The organism is Nocardiopsis terrae, assembly GCF_014651695.1.
GTDB classification, from domain to species: domain Bacteria; phylum Actinomycetota; class Actinomycetes; order Streptosporangiales; family Streptosporangiaceae; genus Nocardiopsis; species Nocardiopsis terrae.
Genome location: NZ_BMXJ01000005.1, coordinates 603,021 through 625,040, shown reverse-complemented (window position 1 = coordinate 625,040; position 22,020 = coordinate 603,021). Strand labels below are relative to the sequence as shown.

The 22,020-nt window shown below is 70.3% G+C and carries 17 protein-coding genes; 10 read left to right on the top strand and 7 right to left on the bottom strand.

All coding sequences use genetic code 11. From position 1 onward, the window contains the following. Window positions 1-115: 115 nt before the first annotated feature. Genes IE195_RS17140 through IE195_RS17125 form a run of 4 tightly spaced genes read right to left on the bottom strand, consistent with a single transcriptional unit; the run spans window position 116 to window position 2,681 of the window. On the bottom strand, window positions 116-508 hold the full coding sequence (locus IE195_RS17140; protein WP_191272587.1) for a Fur family transcriptional regulator: 393 nt from the start codon (window positions 506-508) through the stop codon (window positions 116-118). Beyond that, the gene (locus IE195_RS17135; RefSeq protein ID WP_191272585.1) at window positions 505-1,407 is read right to left on the bottom strand and encodes a metal ABC transporter permease; all 903 of its coding nucleotides are present in this window, start codon (window positions 1,405-1,407) and stop codon (window positions 505-507) included. Before IE195_RS17135 ends, IE195_RS17140 begins: the two co-directional genes overlap by 4 nt. Beyond that, a complete protein-coding gene (locus IE195_RS17130) occupies window positions 1,400-2,251 on the bottom strand; it encodes a metal ABC transporter ATP-binding protein (RefSeq protein ID WP_191272583.1) in 852 nt (283 codons plus the stop codon). The genes IE195_RS17135 and IE195_RS17130 overlap by 8 nt, the downstream gene beginning before the upstream one ends. 58 nt (window positions 2,252-2,309) lie before the next feature. Next, window positions 2,310-2,681 carry a DUF6703 family protein gene (locus IE195_RS17125; protein WP_191272581.1) on the bottom strand — a complete coding sequence of 124 codons (372 nt, stop codon included), beginning with the start codon at window positions 2,679-2,681 and terminating at the stop codon, window positions 2,310-2,312. 327 nt (window positions 2,682-3,008) lie between these two features. Here IE195_RS17125 and IE195_RS17120 point away from each other — a divergent pair, with 327 nt between their 5' ends. The 3 genes from IE195_RS17120 to IE195_RS17110 all read left to right on the top strand — a co-directional run bounded on the left by IE195_RS17120 (window position 3,009) and on the right by IE195_RS17110 (window position 8,690). After that, window positions 3,009-6,719 (top strand): bifunctional glycosyltransferase/CDP-glycerol:glycerophosphate glycerophosphotransferase, encoded by a 3,711-nt coding sequence (locus tag IE195_RS17120; RefSeq protein WP_191272578.1) that lies wholly within the window; start codon window positions 3,009-3,011, stop codon window positions 6,717-6,719. A gap of 94 nt (window positions 6,720-6,813) precedes the next feature. Next, on the top strand, window positions 6,814-7,110 hold the full coding sequence (locus tag IE195_RS17115) for an antibiotic biosynthesis monooxygenase family protein (RefSeq protein ID WP_191272576.1): 297 nt from the start codon (window positions 6,814-6,816) through the stop codon (window positions 7,108-7,110). Window positions 7,111-7,301: 191 nt separating this feature from the next. Further along, window positions 7,302-8,690: a glycine--tRNA ligase gene (locus IE195_RS17110; protein ID WP_191272574.1), complete on the top strand. Its 1,389-nt coding sequence runs from the start codon at window positions 7,302-7,304 to the stop codon at window positions 8,688-8,690. Between the two features lie 91 nt (window positions 8,691-8,781). Here IE195_RS17110 and IE195_RS17105 read toward each other — a convergent pair whose 3' ends face one another. Further along, complete coding sequence (locus tag IE195_RS17105) at window positions 8,782-9,264, bottom strand: MarR family winged helix-turn-helix transcriptional regulator (protein WP_191272572.1); 483 nt, start codon at window positions 9,262-9,264, stop codon at window positions 8,782-8,784. Between the two features lie 49 nt (window positions 9,265-9,313). Here IE195_RS17105 and IE195_RS17100 point away from each other — a divergent pair, with 49 nt between their 5' ends. The 3 genes from IE195_RS17100 to IE195_RS17090 all read left to right on the top strand — a co-directional run bounded on the left by IE195_RS17100 (window position 9,314) and on the right by IE195_RS17090 (window position 11,791). Further along, on the top strand, window positions 9,314-9,757 hold the full coding sequence (locus tag IE195_RS17100) for a nuclear transport factor 2 family protein (protein ID WP_225942491.1): 444 nt from the start codon (window positions 9,314-9,316) through the stop codon (window positions 9,755-9,757). A 280-nt stretch (window positions 9,758-10,037) separates the two neighbouring features. Beyond that, a complete protein-coding gene (locus IE195_RS17095) occupies window positions 10,038-10,412 on the top strand; it encodes a PadR family transcriptional regulator (RefSeq protein WP_191272568.1) in 375 nt (124 codons plus the stop codon). Continuing rightward, entirely contained in the window at window positions 10,409-11,791 is a 1,383-nt protein-coding gene (locus IE195_RS17090) for a permease prefix domain 1-containing protein (protein ID WP_191272566.1), read from the top strand. The genes IE195_RS17095 and IE195_RS17090 overlap by 4 nt, the downstream gene beginning before the upstream one ends. Window positions 11,792-11,878: 87 nt before the next feature. On the opposite strand, the gene trhA is transcribed toward IE195_RS17090, so the two are convergent. Then, window positions 11,879-12,523 (bottom strand): PAQR family membrane homeostasis protein TrhA, encoded by a 645-nt coding sequence (trhA, locus tag IE195_RS17085; RefSeq protein WP_191272738.1) that lies wholly within the window; start codon window positions 12,521-12,523, stop codon window positions 11,879-11,881. Between the two features lie 588 nt (window positions 12,524-13,111). Between trhA and ppdK the strand changes: the two genes are divergently transcribed. The 3 genes from ppdK (at window position 13,112) to IE195_RS17070 (ending at window position 18,575) form a co-directional block, all read left to right on the top strand. Next, window positions 13,112-15,805, top strand: coding sequence for a pyruvate, phosphate dikinase (ppdK, locus tag IE195_RS17080; RefSeq protein ID WP_191272564.1), 2,694 nt, complete (start codon window positions 13,112-13,114; stop codon window positions 15,803-15,805). Between the two features lie 351 nt (window positions 15,806-16,156). Then, window positions 16,157-17,257, top strand: coding sequence for a YdcF family protein (locus IE195_RS17075; protein ID WP_191272562.1), 1,101 nt, complete (start codon window positions 16,157-16,159; stop codon window positions 17,255-17,257). Between the two features lie 49 nt (window positions 17,258-17,306). Beyond that, entirely contained in the window at window positions 17,307-18,575 is a 1,269-nt protein-coding gene (locus tag IE195_RS17070) for a deoxyguanosinetriphosphate triphosphohydrolase (protein ID WP_191272560.1), read from the top strand. Here the strand turns inward: IE195_RS17070 and IE195_RS17065 are convergent. Then, window positions 18,529-18,930, bottom strand: a complete 402-nt coding sequence (locus tag IE195_RS17065; RefSeq protein WP_191272558.1) for a hypothetical protein — start codon at window positions 18,928-18,930, stop codon at window positions 18,529-18,531. The two genes, IE195_RS17070 and IE195_RS17065, sit on opposite strands and share 47 nt — an antisense overlap. A gap of 216 nt (window positions 18,931-19,146) precedes the next feature. Between IE195_RS17065 and dnaG the strand changes: the two genes are divergently transcribed. After that, a complete protein-coding gene (gene dnaG / locus IE195_RS17060; RefSeq protein WP_191272556.1) occupies window positions 19,147-21,972 on the top strand; it encodes a DNA primase in 2,826 nt (941 codons plus the stop codon). Window positions 21,973-22,020: the final 48 nt, after the last annotated feature.

The following is a 22,020-nucleotide window of genomic DNA, read 5'->3' as shown; positions in this document are numbered from 1 at the left end:
CCGTGACACGGGATGGCTACTGGCGGGTAACCAATGGGTGGAGTTCGTGTGCACGACGGGCCCCGTACGCACCCGGCCGGGTGCGTACGGGGCCCGTGACGACCCCTTCTCGGGGTCAGGTCTGCTGCACGGCCCGCAGGGAGCAGTCGGCGCAGGTGCCGAACACCTCCACCGTGTGGGTCACGCCGGTGAAACCGTGCTCGGCGCCGATCTCCGTGGCCCACTCCTCCACGGTGGGACCCTTGATCTCCACCGCGGTGGAGCAGGTCCGGCACACCAGGTGGTGGTGGTGGCTCTCGGTGTCGCACGCACGGTAGACGGCCTCGCCGTCGTCGGTGCGCAGCACGTCCACCTCACCGGAGTCGCTCAGGGCCTGCAGGGCCCGGTACACCGTGGTCAGACCGATCTTCGACCCCTCGGACCGCAGGTCCGCGTACAGGTCCTGCGCACTGCGGAAACCGGAGGCATCGGTCAGCGCCTGCCGAACGGCCTCGCGTCGTGTGCTCATGGTGTCACCCTCCCCCGATCTGTCTGGGGCATCGTATCTGCCGGTCCCCCCGGCACGGGCTGCAGGGGTTCCGGTGTCCGGCGCCTGCCCGCACGGCGCAGGACACCGCCCACGACCACCGAGAGGCAGAAGATCGCCAGTGCCAGCAGCACGATGGTGGCTCCCGGGGACAGGTCCGAGTAGAAGGCCGTGGTCAGCCCGCCGAGCGAGGAGACCAGACCGATCAGGACCGCCAGTCCCATCGTCACCCGGAAGCTGCGGCTCAGCTGCTGGGCAGCGGCGACCGGGACGATCATCAGGGCGCTCACCATCAGCACACCGACCACCCGCATCGCGATCACCACGGTCAAAGCCGCGGTGACCGCCAGCAGGATGCTCAGGAAGCGCACCGGGAGCCCGTGGGCCCTGGCCACCTCCTCGTCCTGGCACAGCACGAACAACTCGCGGCCGAAGACCGCCAGGACCACGGCCACGCCGACGGCCAGCACGCCCACGATCCAGATGTCCTGCTCGCCCACGGTGCTCACCGAACCGAACAGGAAGGACGTCAGGGTGGCGTTGCTCGCCCCCGGGGTCATCCCGATGAGCAGGACGCCGCCCGCGATGCCGCCGTAGAACAGCAGGGCCAGGGCCACGTCGCCGCTGGTGCGCGTGCGTACCCTGACCAGCTCCATGGCGATGGCGCCCAGGGTGGCCGTGACGGCGGCGGTCAGCACGGGGGAGGTGCTCGTCAGCAGGCCCAGGGCCACGCCGGTGAGAGCGATGTGGCCGATGCCGTCGCCCAGCAGGGCGAGGCGGCGCTGGACCAGGAAGGTGCCGATGATCGGGGTGACCAGACCGACCAGCAGCGCTGCGAGCAGCGCACGCCGCATGAACTCGTACTGGAGCAGCTCAGTCACGGCGGGGCACCTCCAGACGGATCATCTCCGCGGCCGTGCCGGTGTCCGCGGGGCTCGGGTCGGGATCGTTGGGATCGGGGTGGGGGTGCTGGTGCTCGTGCCCGGGACGCGCGCACTCCCCGGTGGCCTCGGGCGCCTCCCCGTCGTGCACGACGCGGCCGTGCTCCAGCACCACGGCGCGTTCGATGACCTCCTCCAGGGGTCCCAGCTCGTGCAGGACCAGGACCACCGTGCTGCCCCGGTCGCGCAGCCGGGTGATCGCTCCGGCGAGGGCGCGCTGGTTCTCCGCGTCCACCCCGGCCATGGGTTCGTCCATGACGAAGGTGTCGGGTCGTCCGGCGAGGGCGCGGGCGATGAGCACCCGCTGCTGCTGGCCGCCGGAGAGCTCGCGCACGGCGTCCCCCGCCCGGTCGGACAGGCCCACGGTGTCGAGGGCCTCGTCGACGGCGGCTCGGTCGGCCTTCGTGGTGAAGGAGAGGCGTCGGCGCGTGGCGACCTGCCCGGAAGCGACGATCTCGCGCACGGTGGCGGGCACGGCGCCCCCGGCGGTGAGCCGCTGGGGCACGTAACCGATCCGGCGCCAGCCGCGGAACCGGCGCAGGGGCGTGCCGTGGATCCGGATCTCGCCGGAAGTGAGGGGAACGATACCGAGCATCGCGCGCATCAGGGTCGACTTGCCCGAACCGTTGGGCCCCAGGACGGCCATGGTCTGACCCACGGGTATGTCGACGCTGACGCCGTTGAGGACGGGGACGCCGTCATAGGCGGCGTGCGCGTCGATGGCCTGGAAGGCGTGCGGGGCGTCGGAGGCCCGGCCCCCGGCCCCCTTGAACTGGGCAGACACTCACCCAGTATGACGAAAACGAAAATGGTTGTCAAAAATGGCGGGGGTGCTCCGGATCTCAGAACCCGAGCATCCGCGCCACCGCCAGCACCAGGACCACCGACACCATCAGGATCCGTGGGATCCGCTGCTGTCGGTTGAGCGAGGGCCAGGTCAGGAAAGCCAACCAGAGGAAGGACACCACCACCAGGAGCAGGCACAGCGCACCCAGCCAGCCGGGCGCCGTCAGCCCCGCGACGAACAGTGCTCCCAACACGGCGGGGGGCAGCCACCGGGGCCGCTGGTGCAACCACACGAGCGGTACCGCGCTGCGCCGCTCCACCTCACGGCGCAGCCGACCCGCGCCCGGTGTGAAAAGGGAGTCCCCTGGCGGAAGCGGCCGACCCGGGCCGGGCCGCCGCTGCTCGTCCTCGTGCTCGGGAGAGGCCATCGTCGCCTGTTCCTCTTCCTGTGTCCCGTGCCGCCGACCCCCGGACCGGGCGTTTTCGACCGGCTGGTGTGCACACCGTGCTCCGGGGCCTGTGATAATCGTGGATCTGACCCTAGTGCAGGGCTCTGGCACAGCGCCGGGCGCAGGCACGGCCGCACCGCCGCGCACACCCCCTCGTACCCGCATCCCGACTGTCCCGGGTTCGGCACGAGACGGGTCGTCAACCGTCTACATTCAGTTATTGGCCGTCTGAACTAACGCGGACCGTCCGCACCACGGTTCCCGCGCGTCGCACAGCGACGAACCCTCCGGAGGGTGTCAACTTCCGTGCCCGAACCCACAGTCATCGTGACGTTCGACGTCACCGAGCCGCATCTGCAGAACTGTCTCGACTCCCTGGCCCGTCAACGGGACGACAGCCAGCACGGGGAGGCGGCGCAGAGCACCGCCGCACGAGCGGACACCGAGGTCGTCCTCGTGCCGGTCCGCCCCACCGACGGCGGGCGAAAGTCCCCTGACGGCGGCTCCGAGGCCGCCGAGGAAGCCGTCGAACAGGACACGAACGGGGATGACGAGGGAGACCGAACCGGGTCCGACGAGTCCCGCCCCGAGGAGGACGACCAGGGCGACGAGGCGGTCGAGTCCGCTCGCGAGGACGGGCTCGCCGCCGCCGAAACCTTCGCGCAGGCACCGCCCGCAGGGCTGCGCGTCACCCTCCTGCCGGGCGGGCCGGCGCCGAACCACCCCGAGGCGCGTTCCCGGGGCAGCGCCGCGGCCAGCGGCAGCCACCTGCTCTTCATCGAGGGCTCCGACGCGCTGACCGGCTACGCCCTGGCCTACCTCGCCCGTAGCGCCGCCGACACCCGCTCCGACCTGGTCATCGGTAACGTCCACCGGTTCAACGAACTGGGCGCCGCACCCTCCAGGGCACACCGCAGGTTCGGGCGCCACCGGCTCGCCGAGGACCCCCGGGCCGTACCTGGCCTGGTGTCGGACGCCACCCTGGGCAACCGGCTCTGGCGCAGGGAGTTCTGGGACTCCCTGCCCGTTCACGCCCTCGCGCCGGAGGACGACGACCTCGACATCCGCCGTGCGACCCTCCTGGCCCGGGCCGTGGACGTCCTGCCCGCCCCGGTCCTGCTCCTGCGCGAACGCGAGAGCTCCGGCACCCCTCTGGAGAACGGTGCCCTCACCCGGCGTCTCACCGTCATGGGCGAACTCGGCGCGGAACTCACCGGCGCCGACCGCGAACTCTGGGACCGCACCCTCCTCCAAGGAGAGCTCCACCGCCTGCTGCTGCGGCTCGACGACGCCGACGACGAGGTCCGCCAGACCGTCCTGGACCTGCTCAACGGGTTCCTCGACCACGTGCCGGACACCCTTCTGCGCCAGCTCAACGTGCTGAACCGCCTGCTGTACCACCTGGTGCGCAAGCGGCGGCTGGACGACGTGCTGGAGGTCGCGACCTTCGCCAAGAGCGTCGAGATCAAGAAGGCCACCGTTGTCCGCCAGGGGCTCGGCTACTACATCCGCTACCCCTTCTTCGAGGCCAAGGACCCGGCCAAGGCCGTCCCCAGGGAGATCTACCGCCTCGAGGACGAGATCAAGGTCCGGCAGAAGACCGAGAACGTCCACTGGGAGGACGGCCGGCTGCACGTCAGCGGCCGAGTCGGTATCCGTAACCTGCGGGCGCGCAAACGCTGGCAGCAGCACATCGTCGCCTTCGTGGTCAACACCGCCACCCGGCGCCGCGTCCGGGTCCCGGTGCGGACCCGGCTGGCCGCCGAGTACCGACTGCCCGACCTGCCCGACTCCGCACGGCACGACTACGGCGGCTTCACGGTCGTCGTGGACCCGCGCCGACTGCGCACCTCCGGCAGGTGGGAGCCCGGCGACTGGAAGATCGAGCTCGTGGTGTTCAACCGCAGCCTGACCCGGCGCCGCATCGTCTCCAACCCGGTCTCCGGCCCGCCGGAGCGCCCCGGCTACCAGAGCGTCGGCGACGACGTGTGGGTGCGTCCGCACTGGAACAAGGACCGCCACCTCGTCATCAGCGTGGAACCGGAACGCGCCCGGGTCACCGAGCACCGGTTCGAAAGCCGTACCGCCGAACTCTCCCTCAGCGGTGAGCTGCTGTCCGCGCCCGCGGCCGAGGCCACCGAGCTCAGGCTGGTCCGGCGCCCGGGCACGGCCGTGCTCAGCTACCCGGTCAGTATCCAGGGCGGCCGCTTCGACGCCGTCGTGCGGGCCGAGGAGCTCTTCGCCCGCGGACTCAGCGAGTGCGGCGGCGTGATCCGGCAGGAGGAGTGGGACGCCCACCTGGTCACCCCCGACCAGCGGACCGTCCCCCTGATCCTGCCCGACGAGGTCACCACCGCCCCCTACGCCTCCGAGGGCGCCCAGCAGGAGTTGGCGGTCCAACGGACCGCCACCGGCCACCTGAAGCTGCGGGCGGGCCGGGCCCACCCCGTGGTCGACCGGGCCGAATGGCAGGAGCGCGTCCTCGTCCTCGGCGGGGAGTTCGCCAGCGGGGTCGACCTGGGCCTCGTCGTGAAGGCGCGCGGCCGGGAGGAGGAGCACCGGCTCCGGGTGGAGCGCTCCGGAAGCCGCTTCACCGCCCGCTTCGACCCCTCCCGCATCCCCACCCTGTCCGGCAAGCTGTCCCTTCCCGCCGGCTCCTACCAGGTGTGGGGGCGGGTCAGTGAGGAGTCCGCTCAGGAGGGCGCCCCGGCCGGCAGCGTCGACGTGGGAGTGGAGTTCACCGACACCCTCATCCACGGACTGCCGCTGGGAACCGAGACGCCCGAGCGCACCTACACGCTCTCCTACCAGGGGCGCGGCATCCCGGTGCTCCAGGTCGGCACCGACCTGCGGCCCGCCGAACGCGGGGCCTTCGCCCAGCGCGAGCTCCGGGAGGCCTTCTACCCGGCCCAGCGCGCGAAGCCGGTCACCGAGGGCGTCCTCTTCGACACCTACACCGGACGCCAGTACTCCGACAGCCCGCAGAGCATCTACGCCGAGCTGCGCAAGCGTGAGCGCTGGGCCGACTACCCCATGTCCTGGCTGGTCGCCGACGGGCAGGTACGCCTGCCCGACGACCTCACCCCGGTCCGGCACCGGGGCGAGGAGTACTACAGGGAACTGGCCCGAAGCCGCTACCTGGTCAGCAACTCCCGGCAGCCCGGATGGTTCCACCGCCACCCGGACCAGGTGGTCGTGCAGACCTGGCACGGTTCGATGCTCAAGCGGATCGGCTTCGACGTGGAGAACATCCGCGGCAAGTCGCGCGACTACTTCGACAAGCTCGCCTGGGAGACCCAGCAGTGGGACTACCTGGTCTCACCGAGCCCCTGGGCGACCCCGATCCTGCGCAGCGCGTTCCGGTTCGACGGGGAGATCCTGGAGACCGGCTACCCGCGCAACGACATCTTCTTCTCCCCGGAGCGCGAGGCCGTCGCCGAACGCACCCGGCGCCTGCTCGGCCTGCCCGAGGGCAAGAAGGTGGTGCTGTACGCGCCCACCTGGCGTGACGACAAGTACTACACGCGCGGCAAGCACAAGCTGGACCTGCACCTGGACCTGCGCCGGATGTACGACAAGCTCGGCGACGACCACGTCCTGCTGGTGCGCCGCCACCCCCGCGTGGTCGACAGCGTTCCGATCGTGGGGGAGGACTTCGTCTACGACGTGTCCCTGTACCCGGAGATCCAGGAGCTCTTCCTGATCACCGACGTACTGGTCACGGACTACTCGTCGATGATGTTCGACTTCGCCAACACCGGTCGGCCCATGCTCTTCTTCACCTACGACCTGGAGAGCTACCGGGACAACCTGCGCGGGTTCTACTTCGACTTCGAGGAGACCGCGCCCGGGCCGCTGCTGACCCGGTCGGACGACGTCATCGGAGCGCTGCTGGACATCGACGAGGTCGCCGCGCAGAGCCGGGACTCCTACCGGGCGTTCGTCGACCAGTTCTGCCCCCTGGACGACGGCCACGCCTCGGCCAGGGTCGTCGACCGGGTCTTCGGCAAGGATTAGGGGACGTTTCCCTCGCGGCCGCCGCAGGAGGGCGGTCGGGCCGGCCCGGGGATCCCCGGGCCGGCCCGCCGCGCCCCTGCGCGACAATGGTCCCGTGATCGTCATCACCCGTTACTCCGTGCCCGAGGCCGAGACCGAGGCCTTCCGAACCGACGCCGACGCCGCCGTCGACGTCCTGTCCCGGCGGCCCGGTTTCCGAGGCCACCGCATCGGCCGCGCCGCCGACGAACCGACCCTGTGGACCGTGGTCACCGAATGGGAGGGCGCCGGGTTCTACCGCCGGGCCCTGTCGGACTACGAGGTCAAGGTCACCGCGGTCCCGCTGCTCTCCCGGGCTATCGACGAACCCTCCGCGTTCGAGATCCTCACCAGCGGCGACGCGCCCTCCTGAGCGGCCCCGCTCCGGGACTGCCGCGCCCCTCGCGAAGGGTGCGCGGCCGTCTGCGGATTGCTCTAGCCTGGGGGGAAGCGGTCGCCCGGTGCGCCACATCCGTGGCTCCGCGTGCGAACCGCCCTCCCACACACCCGACGATGTATCGCGAACAGCGATCCACCGACCGCCAGCCGGATGGAGAGTCACCCATGGCCGCCAAGTCAGAGGCAATGGACGCACTGGTCAACCTCGCCAAACGCCGAGGTCTGGTCTACCCCTCCAGTGAGATCTACGGAGGTCTGCGCGCCGCCTGGGACTACGGCCCCCTTGGCGTGGAGCTGAAGAACAACGTCAAGCGCCAGTGGTGGCGCTCGATGGTGCAGGAGCGCGACGACGTCGTCGGCCTGGACTCCAGCGTGATCCTGGCCCGTGAGGTCTGGGAGGCGTCCGGCCACGTGAAGGAGTTCGTCGACCCCCTCACGGAGTGCCAGTCCTGCCACAAGCGCTTCCGCGCGGACCACCTCATCGAGGCCTACGAGGAGAAGCACGGCCGGGAGCCCGAGGAGGGCCTGGCCGCGATCGCCTGCCCCAACTGCGGTGCCAAGGCCTCCTTCACCGAGCCGCGCATGTTCAACGGCCTCCTGCGCACCTACCTGGGCCCGATCCAGGACGAGAAGGGCCTCGCCTACCTGCGCCCGGAGACCGCGCAGGGCATCTTCGTCAACTACAAGAACGTCGAGCAGAGCGCCCGCCGCAAGGTTCCCTTCGGCATCGGTCAGATCGGCAAGTCGTTCCGCAACGAGATCACCCCGGGCAACTTCATCTTCCGGACCCGTGAGTTCGAGCAGATGGAGATGGAGTTCTTCGTCAAGCCGGGCAGTGACGAGGAGTGGCACCAGTACTGGATCGACCAGCGCCACCAGTGGTACCTGGACCTGGGTATCGCCAAGGACAACCTCCGCCTGTACGAGCACCCGCAGGACAAGCTCTCCCACTACTCCAAGCGGACCGTGGACCTGGAGTACCGGTTCAACTTCCAGGGCAGCGAGTGGGGCGAGCTGGAGGGCGTGGCCAACCGCACCGACTTCGACCTCAAGACGCACGCCGAAGCCTCCGGTGTCGACCTGTCCTACTTCGACCAGGAGAGCAACGAGCGCTACATCCCCTACGTCATCGAGCCCGCGGCCGGTGTCGACCGGGCGGTGCTCACGTTCATGCTCGACGCGTACAACGTCGACGAGGCCCCCAACGCCAAGGGGAAGCTGGAGAAGCGCGCCGTGATGCGCCTGGACCCGCGCCTGTCCCCGGTCAAGGCCGCCGTCCTGCCGCTGTCGCGCAACGCCGACCTCTCGCCCAAGGCCCGTGACCTCGCCGCCCTGCTGCGCAAGCGCTGGAACGTGGAGTTCGACGACGCCGGCGCGATCGGCCGCCGCTACCGCCGCCAGGACGAGATCGGTACCCCGTTCTGCGTAACGGTGGACTTCGACACCCTGGAGGACGACGCGGTGACCGTGCGCGAGCGCGACACCATGTCGCAGGAGCGCGTGTCGCTGGACCGTGTCGAGATGTACCTGCTGGAGCGCCTCCCCGGCTGCTAGAGGGGCCACGGCCCCTTCGGGGGAACCGACACGAACGGCCGCCCGTCCTCCTTGGTGGAGGCGGGCGGCCGCTCGTGTCTCAGACGCGCTGTCAGCGCGGCGGCCTGACCTCGCGCCGCCGCACGGCCTCGGTGCCGCCGAGCTCTTCGAGGAGTTCGGTGAGCAGGGAACGCACGGTGGCGAGGGACTCCTCGCCCAGACGCCGCAGGAGCCGCTCCTCCAGGGCCTCCCGGGCGCGACGGGCGGAGGCGACGGCCTCGTGGCCCCGAGGAGTCAGCCAGACGCGGCGCACACGGGCGTCCCGGGGATCGGGAAGGCGTTCGGTGTAACCGAGCCGCTCCAGTTCGTCGACGGCCTTCGAGGCGCCCTGCTGGGTCATACCGAGCTTCTCGGCGAGTTCCCCGATGGTGGGCGGTGTGTCCAGGAGGCGCTGGAAGACGTAGCCGTGGGACACGCGCAGGTCGGCGAAACCCTGGGCGGCGAGTCCCTCCTGGACGGCGGAAACGGCCGCTGCGCCGACGAAGTGGGCCAGGGTGCCCGTGTCGAGGTCGTGCGGTTCGGGTGAGTGGTGCATGGGACCATCCTCTATTGACAACCATGGTTGTGCAAATAAGGTTGTGGATATGTCGAAGCTTGCTGACCACCCCCACGTCCGTACCGCTGTCAAATACCACCGGGCGGTGTCCCGCTTCGCGGCGCCCGAGGAGATCGCCTCCTTCTTCCATCCGGAGGCCGTGCACGTCCAGTTGCCCAACGCCCTGTTCCCCGACGGGACCGTTCGGGGGGTCGCGGAGTTGGCCTCCGCCTCCCGGGAGGGGGCCGCACTGCTCGCCGAGCAGGATTTCGAGGTGGTCAACGCCGTCGCCGCGGGGGACCGGGTCGCCGTGGAGGTCGCGTGGTCCGGGGTGCTGGCTGTGCCGCTCGGCGAGCTGGCCGCGGGTCAGGTGCTGCGCGCCCATGTGGCGGCGTTCATGGAGTTCCGCGACGGCAGGATCATCGCTCAGCGCAACTACGACTGCTACGAGCGCCCGGGCCCCGCGCCGTCGGGGGCGAGTGGCGGCGCCTGAGTCGGAGAGTGTCCTCGGCGGGGTGGAAGGGGGGAGGCGACCGGACCCGGGGGGATGTGGTTTCCGGTCGCCTCCTGGCGCCCACGGCCGCACACGGCCGTAGGAACCGGTTCCCAACCTAGCGGTAGGGGGTGAGGGATAAAGGGGGGTTTGGTGCCGATTGTCTCGCCGCGTGAGCCAATCGTGACTCCTGGCTGCCGGTCGTCAATCATACATAGCTCTTCTATGCCTAGAACTGCTAGGGTTATGACCCCTGGCAGCTCTAGGCATGAGGAAGCGAATGCACATAGACAAGGACCTGGTCGCCGCATCGGCAACACCGCTCGTCCTGGGCATCCTGGCCGAGGGTGAGTCCTACGGCTACGCCATCGTCAGGCGCGTCAACGAGCTCTCCGACGGCCGGATGCAGTGGACTGACGGAATGCTCTACCCCCTGTTGCACCGGTTGGAGCGCAACGGACTCGTCCGGGCCTCCTGGGGCAGGTCGGACGCGGGCCGCCGCCGCAAGCACTACGCCATCACGGAGGCGGGACTCGAGGCGCTGGCCGAGCGGCACGAGCAGTGGAAGGTCGTCGCCGAGGCGCTCAGGCAGGTGTGGGAGGCGGCCGCACACCCCCCGCGCCCGGGTGCCGCTCCGGCAGGGGGTTTCGCATGACGACCGAGCCCGCCCGCGGGAACGTCCTGGAGGAGCAGATCGGCCAGTGGCGCGGTTTCGTGCGCCGCCGTCAGGCCATCTCCGCGCCGGACATCGAGGAGATGGAGGACCACCTGCGCGAACAGATCGCCGACCTGGAGTCGAGCGGTCTCGACAGTGAGGAGGCCTTCCTCGTCGCGGTCAAACGCATGGGCAACCTGGACGCGGTCTCGCGTGAGTTCGCGCGCGAACACTCCCACCGGCTGTGGAAGCAGCTGGTCCTGGTCCCCGAGGCCGACGGCGGACCCGGCGCGCGGCGCTGGCGCGAGCTCGGGGTGATGCTGGCGTTCGCGGTCGGCGCGGGCGTGGCGGTCAAGATCCTCGTCAGTGCCGTCGACGACGAGATGGCGCTGCTGCGCAACCTCCCCTTCGTGGTCCTTCCGTTCCTGGCGGGGTGGTTCGCCTGGAAGAGCCGCGCCCCGTGGCGGGTGTGCGCGGTGACGGCCGCACTCGCGGCGGTCCCGGCCCTGGCGGTGAACCTCTACCCCTTCACGCAGACCCCCGGCCCCTACCCGGCGCCCGGGATGACCGAGGTGCTCGCGTTCACGCACGCCCCGGTCCTGCTGTGGCTGCTCGCCGGTGTACTGCACACGGGTGGTCGGTGGCGCTCGCACGAGCAGCGGATGGACTACGTGCGGTTCGCGGGTGAGCTGGCGATGTACCTCGCGCTGCTCGCACTGGGTTCGATGGTCCTGCTCGGCCTCACCGCTGCGGTGCTCTCCCTGGCCGGCGTCGACCTGGAGCCCTTCATGGAGGACTGGCTCCTGCCGTTCGGCGTGCCCGGCGCGCTGCTGGTCGCCGCGTGGCTGGTGGAGGCCAAGAAGAGCGTGGTGGAGAACATCGCTCCCGTGCTGACCAGGGTCTTCACCCCGCTGGCACTGCTGATGCTGGTCGCCGACCTCGTGGTGCTGCTGGTGAACGGTCCGCTGACCACGGTCGACCGCGAGCTGCTCATCATCATGGACGCGGTCCTGGTGCTCGTGCTGTTCCTGTTGCTGTACTCGATCTCCGCCCGCGACCCGCTGGCCCCGACCGGGATCTTCGACTGGCTCCAGCTCGCACTGGTGGGCGCCGCGCTCGCGGTGAACGCCGTCGCACTGACGGCGATGCTGACCCGGATCGCCGAGTTCGGTTTCACCGCCAACAAGACGGCGGCGCTCGGCCTGAACCTCGTACTGCTGGTGCACCTGGCCTGGTCCGCGTGGCTGCTCCTGGGCTTCGTGCGTGGCAGGCGCCCGTTCACGGCGGTCGAGCGTTGGCAGACCGCCTACCTGCCGGTGTACGCGGTGTGGGCCGCGGTGGTCGTGCTGGTCTTCCCGCCGATGTTCGCCTTCGCCTGACTGGCAGGTGCCTGACACGCGCGGTGGCCGGTCCCGCAGCGGGACCGGCCACCGGGGCAGACCGTGTGCTGGGGCGGGACCCCGGCTTCAGGCCGCCGCGTAGACCACGAACGACACCGCGACGTAGTGGCAGACGAACGCGGCGATGGTCAGTGAGTGGAAGATCTCGTGGAAGCCGAACCAGCGCGGAGCCGGGTCGGGCCGCTTGAGCCCGTAGACCACCGCGCCGACGCTGTAGAGCACACCGCCCGCCAGGATCAGGATCCACGTGGCCGGATTGGTGCCGTTGACCAGGTCGGGGATGAACAGGACCGCCACCCAGCCGATGGCCAGGTACAGGGCGGTGGACAGCCAGCGCGGTGCGTTCAGCCACAGGAGCTTGAACGCCACCCCGGCGATCGCCCCGCCCCAGACCAGGGCCAGCATGGCCGTGCGCAGGGGGCCGTCCAGGACCAGCACGATGAACGGCGTGTAGGTGCCCGCGATGATCAGGTAGATGTTCGAGTGGTCCATGCGGCGCAGCACCCTCTGCGCCCGCGGCGACCAGCGGCCCACGTGGTAGACGGCGGAGGTGCTGAACAGCAGCACCGAGCTGAGCGCGTAGACCGCGCTGGCGGCCAGGGCGGGCAGGGTGGGGGAGAGCGCGACCAGGACGATACCCGCGGCCAGGGCGAGCGGTGCGGTTCCGAGGTGGAGCCAACCGCGAAGCCTCGGCTTCACGGCCTCCAGCAGGTCCCCGGCGGCCGCGGCGGCCCGCTCGGGTACGGAGGCGGCCGGGCCCTCCCCGGCGGTGGGGTCCCGTCCCTCGGCACCGGTCGCCGCTTCGGCGTTCCCGGCCTCCGTGTTCTCCGTCTCCGGCTCCCTCGACTCCGGCTCCTTGGACACCGTTCGCACCCCTCACGTCCTGTGGTCCCGCTCGGCGCGGGACACACCCGAAGCCTAACTTACGGATGCGTAGGTTACTTGCAAGTAATGCTGTGTCACGCCGCACAGTCGCCCCCGGGTCCGTGTGCTGCGGGGATTGGTCGTGCCGCCGGTTCCCGGGCTCCGCCCCCTGTTCGGTTGCTGACCGATGATGGCTCCACTCTCCTGACCAGCGGTGTCCTGGGCCACAGGTGCTCCTGGGTGTTGTTTTGCGTGGTGGGACGGGTGTGCTTGTGCTGAACCATTGGTATAGACCTTTTCAATGCCTTTGAGCAGGGACTATTCCATAAAACGGTGGTTCATGGAGGGTCGCTTTTGCGAAGTGTGGATAGAGTCGCGCCAGACAAGGGGCCGACCCGACGCCGAGCCGCCGAGACAGAACGAGGGAGCACCCCCGTGACCAAGTACGTCTACAAGTTCACCGAGGGCAACAAGGACCTGAAGGATCTGCTCGGTGGCAAGGGGGCCAACCTCGCCGAGATGACCAACATCGGTCTCCCGGTTCCCCCCGGCTTCACCATCACCACCGAGGCGTGCCGTCACTACCTGGAGAGCGGGACCGTGCCCGCGGGCCTGGACGCCGAGATCGAGGCCAACCTCAGGGACCTGGAGAAGTCCATGGGGCGCGGGCTCGGCCAACCCGATGATCCGCTCCTGGTGAGCGTACGGTCGGGCGCCAGATTCTCCATGCCCGGCATGATGGAGACCGTCCTCAACATCGGCCTCAACGACGAATCCGTCGTCGGCCTGGCCAACCAGGGCGGGGACGAGCGCTTCGCCTGGGACTCCTACCGGCGCCTCATCCAGATGTTCGGCAAGACCGTCCAGGACATCGACGGTGAACTCTTCGAGGACGCTATCGACGAGCTCAAGTCCGCCAAGGGCATCACCAACGACCTCGACCTGGACGCCGCCGACTTCCGCCAGCTCGTGGAGCGGTTCAAGGAGATCGTCGCCGAACAGACCGGCAGCCCCTTCCCGACCGACCCGCGCGAGCAGATGGTCCTCGCCGTCAAGGCGGTCTTCGACTCCTGGAACGCACCCCGCGCCGTCCTCTACCGCCGCCAGGAGCGCATCCCCGCCGACCTCGGCACCGCCGTCAACATCTGCTCCATGGTCTTCGGCAACCTGGGGATGGACTCCGGTACCGGTGTCGCCTTCACCCGCGACCCCGCCTCCGGCCAGCCCGGCGTCTACGGCGACTACCTCCAGAACGCCCAGGGCGAGGACGTGGTGGCGGGCATCCGCAACACCGTCCCCCTCGCCGACCTGGAGAAGATCGACGCCCGCAGCTACGAAGAGCTCATGGGCATCATGGACATCCTGGAGAACCACTACCGGGACCTGTGCGACATCGAGTTCACCGTCGAGCGCGGCAAGCTGTGGATGCTCCAGACCCGGGTGGGCAAGCGCACCGCCGCGGCCGCCTTCCGCATCGCAGACCAGCTCGTCGACCAGGGCATGATCACCCTCGACGAGGCGGTCCAGCGCGTCACCGGCGACCAGCTCGCCCAGCTGATGTTCCCGCGCTTCGACGACGTCGCGGCGGCGGGCGACGGGGTCCACCGCCTGGGCCGGGGCATGAACGCCTCGCCCGGCGCCGCCGTCGGCAAGGCCGTCTTCGACTCCTACACCGCCGTCAAGTGGTCGCGCAGCGGGGAGAGGGTCATCCTCTGCCGCCGTGAGACCAACCCCGACGACCTCGAGGGCATGATCGCCGCCGGGGGCATCCTCACCAGCCGGGGCGGAAAGACCTCGCACGCCGCCGTCGTGGCGCGCGGTATGGGCAAGACCTGTGTCTGCGGTGCCGAGGAGCTCGACATCGACACCAAGAACCGGCGCATGACGGCGCCCGGCGGCGAGGTGGTCGAGGAGGGCGACGTCATCTCCATCGACGGCACCAGCGGTCAGGTCTACCTCGGCGAGGTGCCGGTCGTGGACTCCCCGGTGGTCCGCTACTTCGAGGGCGAGATCGACCCCGCCTCCGACCAGGCCGACGACCTCGTGCGCGCCGTGGACCGGATGATGCACTACGTCGACGCCGCCCGCCGCATGTACGTGCGGGCCAACGCCGACACCCCCGAGGACGCTGCCCGTGCCCGCCGCATGGGGGCCCAGGGCATCGGCCTGTGCAGGACCGAGCACATGTTCCTCGGTGACCGCCGCCAGCTCGTCGAGCGCCTCATCCTGGCCGACACCCCCGCTGAGCAGCAGGAGTCCCTGGACGCGTTGCTGCCGCTGCAGCGGGAGGACTTCAACGGCATCCTCGGAGCCATGGACGGCCTGCCCGTCACGGTCCGCCTGCTCGACCCTCCGCTGCACGAGTTCCTGCCCGACATCACCGAGTTGTCGGTGCGTGTGGCGGTGGCCGAGGCCCGTGGGGAGAGCCACGAGAACGACCTCCGCGTCCTCCAGGCCGTGCACAAGCTGCACGAGCAGAACCCGATGCTGGGTCTGCGGGGCGTGCGCCTGGGCCTGGTCGTCCCCGGACTGTTCACCATGCAGGTGCGCGCCATCGCCCAGGCCGCCGTCGACCGCATCCGTGCGGGCGGCCGACCCCGTCCGGAGATCATGATCCCGCTGGTGGGCACCGTCCAGGAGCTGGAGATCATCCGTGACGACGCGCTGCGCGTGCTGCGCGAGGTGGGCGAGGAGAACGGGCTGGAGCTGGACTTCCCGGTCGGCACCATGATCGAGCTCCCCCGCGCCGCGCTCACCGCCGGACAGATCGCGGAGAACGCCGCGTTCTTCTCCTTCGGTACCAACGACCTCACCCAGACCGTGTGGGGCTTCTCCCGCGACGACGTCGAGGCCTCCTTCTTCTCCGCCTACCTGGAGAAGGGCGTGTTCGGGGTCTCGCCGTTCGAGTCCCTGGACGTGGACGGGGTCGGCCGCCTCATCCGCATCGCAGTGGAGGAGGGCCGCGCCGCCCGCCCCGGCATCAAGCTCGGCGTGTGCGGCGAGCACGGCGGCGACCCCGCCTCGGTGCACTTCTTCCACAAGGTGGGGCTGGACTACGTGTCCTGCTCGCCCTTCCGGGTCCCGGTGGCCCGCCTGGAGGCCGGCCGCGCCGCAGGCCGCTCCGCCTGATCTGACGCGGGCCGGGGTCGAGAGGTGCCCGGCTCAGGCCGGTGTGGCGGCGTTCCCGGAAGGGGCGCCGCCACTGGAGTTCCAGAGGTTCGGGGCGACTAGAATCGGGCACCACGACGGAGGTCGGCCGGAAAGTCACTCGTGACCTTTTCGTGATATATTCTTGCCTGCCGGTACGAGCCACCACACGATGTCCCGATCCGTCACCCCACAGGCGGGGCGTCGGGCACGACCAGCCACCTATCCCACGTCCACGACCCTCCCCGACCGGGGAACCGCGAACCAGCGGCGGACACGAGGCGTCCCAGTGGGGGGTACCGCGCCCAGGGCCAACAATGCGGAGGTGAGCCGGTGCGAACGGCGAGCGACGGTCGCGGCGACGAGCCGCAGGAGGACCCCATCACGACCCCCTCGGCTGACGACGAAGCCACCCGGGTCTTCTCCCGGGACGGTTACGCCGGTGCCGCCTCGGCCACCGACACCACCCGGGAGTTCACCAGGGGTGCCGTGCACAGCGGTGATCAGGCCCCCTCCGGCGACGGCGGTGCCGCCGAAGCCACCCGTGAGTTCACCCGCTCCGACCAGGAACCGGCCCCGGCCGCCTTCACCCGCAGGTTCGTCCGGGACCGACCGCTGCCGCGCACACGCGGGGAGCGGCCCCTCCACCGGGACGGGGCGGACGGACCGGCCACCGAGGAGCCGCACCCTCCGGAGCCTGGCACCGAGGACCCGCGTCTGTCGGAACCAGACAACGGGGCCCGGCCGCCCAGGGGACCGCGGCGAAGCGGCCGCCGCCCCCAGGCCCGGCCCCACAAGCCCAAACGCCGCAGGCGCCGCAGATTCCGGCTGCGCTGGATCCTCGCCCTGGCCCTGGTGGCGGCCCTGGCCGTCCCGCCCGCCACCTGGGGCTGGGTCTGGTACACCGCCCGCCAGGACGAGCGCGGCGCCACCGACGCCATCGTGGTGCTCGGCGCCAGCCAGTACAACGGCGTGCCCTCACCGGTCTTCGAGGCCCGCCTGCGCCAGGCACAGGTGCTCTACCTGGACGGTGTCGCACCGTTCATCGTCACCGTCGGCGGCAAACTGCCCGACGACGCCTATACCGAGGCCGCGTCGGGCCGGAACTGGCTCGTCGAGGTAGGCGTCCCCGCCGACCAGGTCATCGCGGTCGAGGAGGGCAGCGACACCCTCCAGAGCTTCCAGGCCGTCTCGGAGGTCTTCGAGGCCAACGGCTGGGAGACCGCGACCCTGGTCTCCGACCCCTGGCACAGCCTGCGCTCCAGGATCATGGCGGCCGACCACGGGATTGAGGCGGGAACCTCGCCCGCGCGCTCCGGGCCCGCCGTCATCGAGCGCCGCACCCAGCTGTGGTACATCACCAGGGAAACCGCCTCGCTCTGGTACTACTGGATCTTCAACGACAGCAGCGACATCCGCGTCAACGCGGCCTGACCAGGCCCAATGGTGCGTTCTGTCACTGTCGGAAAGTAGGCTCGGGCCCATGACGACCACCCCTGGTGAGAACACTGTGCACCTCGAGAACACCACGCACGGGTACACCGCGGGCGACACCGAACGCCTCTTCCGGGAGCCGCGCAAGAACAGGCGGCGCGGACCCTTCGAACGGGACCGCGCCCGTGTACTGCACAGTTCCGCACTGCGCAGGCTCGCCGCCAAGACCCAGGTCGTCCAGCCCGGGGTGAGCGACTTCCCGCGTACCCGGCTGACCCACTCCCTGGAGTGCGCCCAGATCGGCCGCGAGCTCGGCCAGGCCCTGGGCTGCGACCCCGACCTGGTCGAGGCCGCCTGCCTCTCCCACGACCTCGGCCACCCGCCCTTCGGGCACAACGGCGAACGCGCCCTGGACGAGGCCGCCGCGGCCTGCGGCGGGTTCGAGGGCAACGCCCAGAGCCTGCGCCTCCTCATCCGGCTGGAGGGCAAGGTCATCGCCCCCGACGGCCGCAGCGCGGGCCTCAACCTCACCCGCGCCACCCTCGACGCCACCGTCAAGTACCCCTGGCGCCGGGGCGAGGGCGGCGACACCCACAAGTTCAACTGCTACCCGGACGACACCGAGGCCTTCACCTGGCTGCGCGAGGGGGCACCCGCGGGCCGCACCTGTTTCGAGGCCCAGGTCATGGACTGGGCCGACGACGTCGCCTACTCCGTGCACGACGTCGAGGACGCCCTGCACGCCGGGCTGGTCAGCATGGCGGCCCTGCGCGACCCCGGCCAGCGCGCCGAGGTCTGCCGCACCGCCGCCGCCTCCTACTGCGACGCCGAGCAGGCCGAACTCGACGAGGTGTTCACCGACCTGCTCGCCGAACCCGTCTGGCCCAGCGAGTTCACCGGCGACCTCGCCTCCCTGGCCGCACTCAAGAACCTCACCAGCGAACTCATCGGCCGGTTCTGCCGGGCCGCCGAACGCGCCACCCGCCGCGCCCACGGGCCCGGCCGCCTGACCCGCTACGGGGCCGACCTGGTCCTGCCGCGCCGCGCCCTGCTGGAGTGCGCCCTGCTCAAGGCGGTGGCCGCGCACTTCGTCATGTCCCGCGAGGAGGCCCAGATCTATCAGGCCGAGGAGCGCCGCACCGTCACCGAACTGGTCGACGCCCTGTGGCGGGGCGCCCCCGGCGCCCTCGACCCCCAGTTCCGCGCCGCCTTCGACACCGCCCCGGACGACGCCGCGGCCCTGCGCGCGGTCGTCGACCAGGTCGCCTCGCTCACCGACACCTCGGCCACCGCGCTGCACGCCCAGCTCGCCCGCTGATCAGCGGCCCCTGCCGGTACGCCGCGCCGCCCGGCGGCGCTTCCGGACAGCGGGTCCGCTCCCCGGCCAGCTCCAGGTAGGCGGCCATGTCGAAGGACCACGTGCCGTCCTCCGCCCGGGAGGCGACCCGCGCCTCCGCCGACGCGGCCGCCACGGGTCCGTGGCCGAGCAGCACCACCGGTGTGCTGAAGGGCCGGTACCCGGCGGTGACCCCGTGGAGCTCCCGCACGTCCTCGAAGAGGGCGACCTTCGCCGGTCCCACGACCCCCGCGACCGGCACCGGCTCCCCGGCCCCGCCGAACCGGTCCACCTCGACCACGCCGAGCACCGAGGCCAGGGCGGTGATCACCGGCACGCCGATCCGCAGGACCCGTCTTCGGGCGGGGCGTGGACCGGGGGACGGTCTCGCACCGGAAAGGACCTCCTGGGGGCTGGGGGAAGGAACGGGCCACCACGGTGGCATCCGGCCCCGGAGCGGCCGACGCCCGGGTGCCCGTCGGATGGCGTAGCGGGGAAACCCGGCCTGTGGACGGTGGCCGGAGGGTCCCCGAAGAGAACTAGGCTGGAAACCGTGGCAGGCCGGATCAAAGACGAAGACATCGCCCTCGTACGCGAGCGCACCCCCATCGCTGACGTCATCGGCGAGTACCTCCAGTTGCGCAACGCCGGAGGCGGCTCGCTCAAGGGGTTGTGTCCCTTCCACGACGAGAAGTCCCCCTCCTTCAACGTCACCCCGGCCAAAAACCTCTACTACTGCCTGGCGGGGGAGACGCGCGTTCTGACCCGTGACGGGGTCAGGCCCATCCGTGATCTGGCCGGGGGCAGACACACGGTCCTCACGAGGAGCGCCACCTGGGTGGAGGCGCCCTTCTACTCCTTTGGTGAGCAGCGGCTGATGCGTCTGACGCTGAGCCGTGACGGTCAGCGCAAGGAGATCCACGCGACCCCCGAACACCGGTGGTTCGTGCAGGCGGGCAAGGACTGTTCGAAGGTGCGCGAGGTCACCACCGAGGAGCTGCGTCCCGAGCACCGTCTCGCCTACGTCTTCCCGCCCAAGAAGGTCACCAGGACCACGCCCTCGCCGTTCGGGATCGCGCACGGCATCACCTTCGGCGACGGCACACGGCTCGGGCGAGGCAGCATGGCGGAGCTGGACACCGAGAAGGACCCCGGCCTGCTCAAGTGGTTCCCCAACAGTGAGACCAGCCAGCACGGTCGTCAGATCCTCGTCCACCACCTGCCCGGATTCTTCAAGGAACTGCCATCCCTGGACGAGTCCCGCTCCTACCTCTACGGCTGGCTCGCCGGATATCTCGCCGCCGACGGCCACGTCTCCAAGGACGGGACGGTCCTGCTCAACTGCGCCGACCGTTCCGTGCTGGAACACGTCCGCATGGTCGCGACCCGGCTCGGGATCGGCACCTACGGGATCACCGAACAGGTGCGTGAGGGCTTTCCCGGGCGTGAGCCCTCCTCACTCTCCAGGGTGCACTTCGTCAACGAGGACCTGACGGACGAGTTCTTCCTGCACGACGACCACCGCCTGCGCTTCACCAGCGCGGAGAAGAAGTTCGCCCGGCGGGGCTGGACGGTGCGCTCGGTGGAGGAGACCGACCGCTTCGAGGAGGTCTTCTGCGCCGTCGTGGACGAGGGCCACGCCTTCGTTCTCGAGGACAACATCCTCACCGGGAACTGCTTCGGCTGCGGAGAGGGCGGGGACGTCATCTCCTTCGTGCAGCAGATCGACAGCCTCAGCTTCGCCGAGGCGGTCGAGTCGCTGGCGCGGCAGACCGGGATCGTACTCCGGTACGAGGAGGGCGGACGCAGCACCTCCCGGCGGGACGAGGGCAAGCGCCAGCGGCTGCTGGACGCCCACCGCACCGCCGCCGAGTTCTACTCCGAACAGCTCCTGGCCCCCGGGGCGGTCGCCGCACGACGGTTCCTGGACGAACGCGGTTTCAACCGCGTCCACGCCGAGCACTTCGGGCTGGGCTTCGCCCCCGCGGGCTGGCAGAACCTCACCGACCACCTGCGCGCCAAGGGGTTCACCGACGCCGAGATCATCGAGGGCGGGCTGGCCAGCCAGGGGCGGCGCGGCGCCTACGACCGGTTCCGCAACCGGCTGCTCTGGCCGGTACGCGAGGTCACCGGGGAGGTCGTCGGGTTCGGCGCGCGCAAGCTCGACCCGGAGGAGGACGGGCCCAAGTACCTCAACTCCCCGGAGAGCCCGATCTTCCACAAGGGGCGCCTGCTCTACGGGCTGGACCTGGCCAAACGGGAGATCTCACGGCAGGGCAAGGCGGTCATCGTCGAGGGCTACACCGACGTGATGGCCTGCCACGAGGCGGGCGTCACCACGGCGGTCGCCACCTGTGGCACCTCCTTCGGCGAGGACCACCTGAAGATCCTGCGCCGGATGCTGCTGGGCCGCTCCAACCACGGCAGCAGGGTCGTGTTCACCTTCGACGGTGACAAGGCCGGACAGAAGGCCGCGGTGCGCGCCTTCGCAGAGGAGCACGGCTTCACCTCCGAAACCTTCGTCGCCGTCCAACCGGACGGGCTCGACCCCTGCGACCTGCGGCTCCAGCACGGGCCGCAGGCCGTGGCCGACCTGGTCGACGGCGCCAGCCCGCTGTACGAGTTCATGATCCGCAACATCGTCGAGGGCTACGACCTGTCCAGCGCCGAGGGCCGCATCGCCGCCCTGGACGCCGCGGCCCCGGTGATCGCCAGCATCCGGGACGAGGGCGTGCGCCTGACCTACGGCAAGAACCTGGACCGCTGGCTGGGGCTGATGGACGAGTCCTTCGTGCTGCGCCGCGTCCGCCAGCACATGGGTCGCGGTCGCGCGCGCGGCGGCTCCGCGAAGGCCCCCGCGGCCGCGCCGGTGCCCACCCCGGACGCCCGGTCGGCCCCCTACGACCTCCGGGACCCCTCCGTGCAGCGGGAACGCCAGGCCCTCAAGGTCGCGGTCAAGCACCCGAACCTGGCGCACGGCTTCGACACCCTCAGCGAGGAGGACTTCACCGTCCCCCAGCACCGGGCCGTGCTCCGGCTCATCCGGGAACAGGGCGGGATCTCGGGGGTGCAGAACCCGGAAACCTGGGCTCTCATCCTGCGTGACGCGGCCCCGAACGACGCACAACGTGATTTTGTCACGCGCCTGGGTGTAGAGGAGATCGAGTTCTATGGAGAACTCGACGAGCATTTCGCCCAGCAAATGCTGAGCACAATCAGAACTCATTCCATCAACCGGCGGGAGGCAAACCTCAAATCCGAGCTCCACCGGATCGACCAGGTCGCCCAGCCGGAGGAGTACAACCGGGTGTTCGTCGAACTCATGCGTCTTGGCCAGCAGAAAAGGGCCCTTCAGGAGTCCGGTGGCGGTGCCGTGTAGCACCGGGGTGACAATAGTAGTTCTCCCTCTCCGGGTAGTTTTATGGGC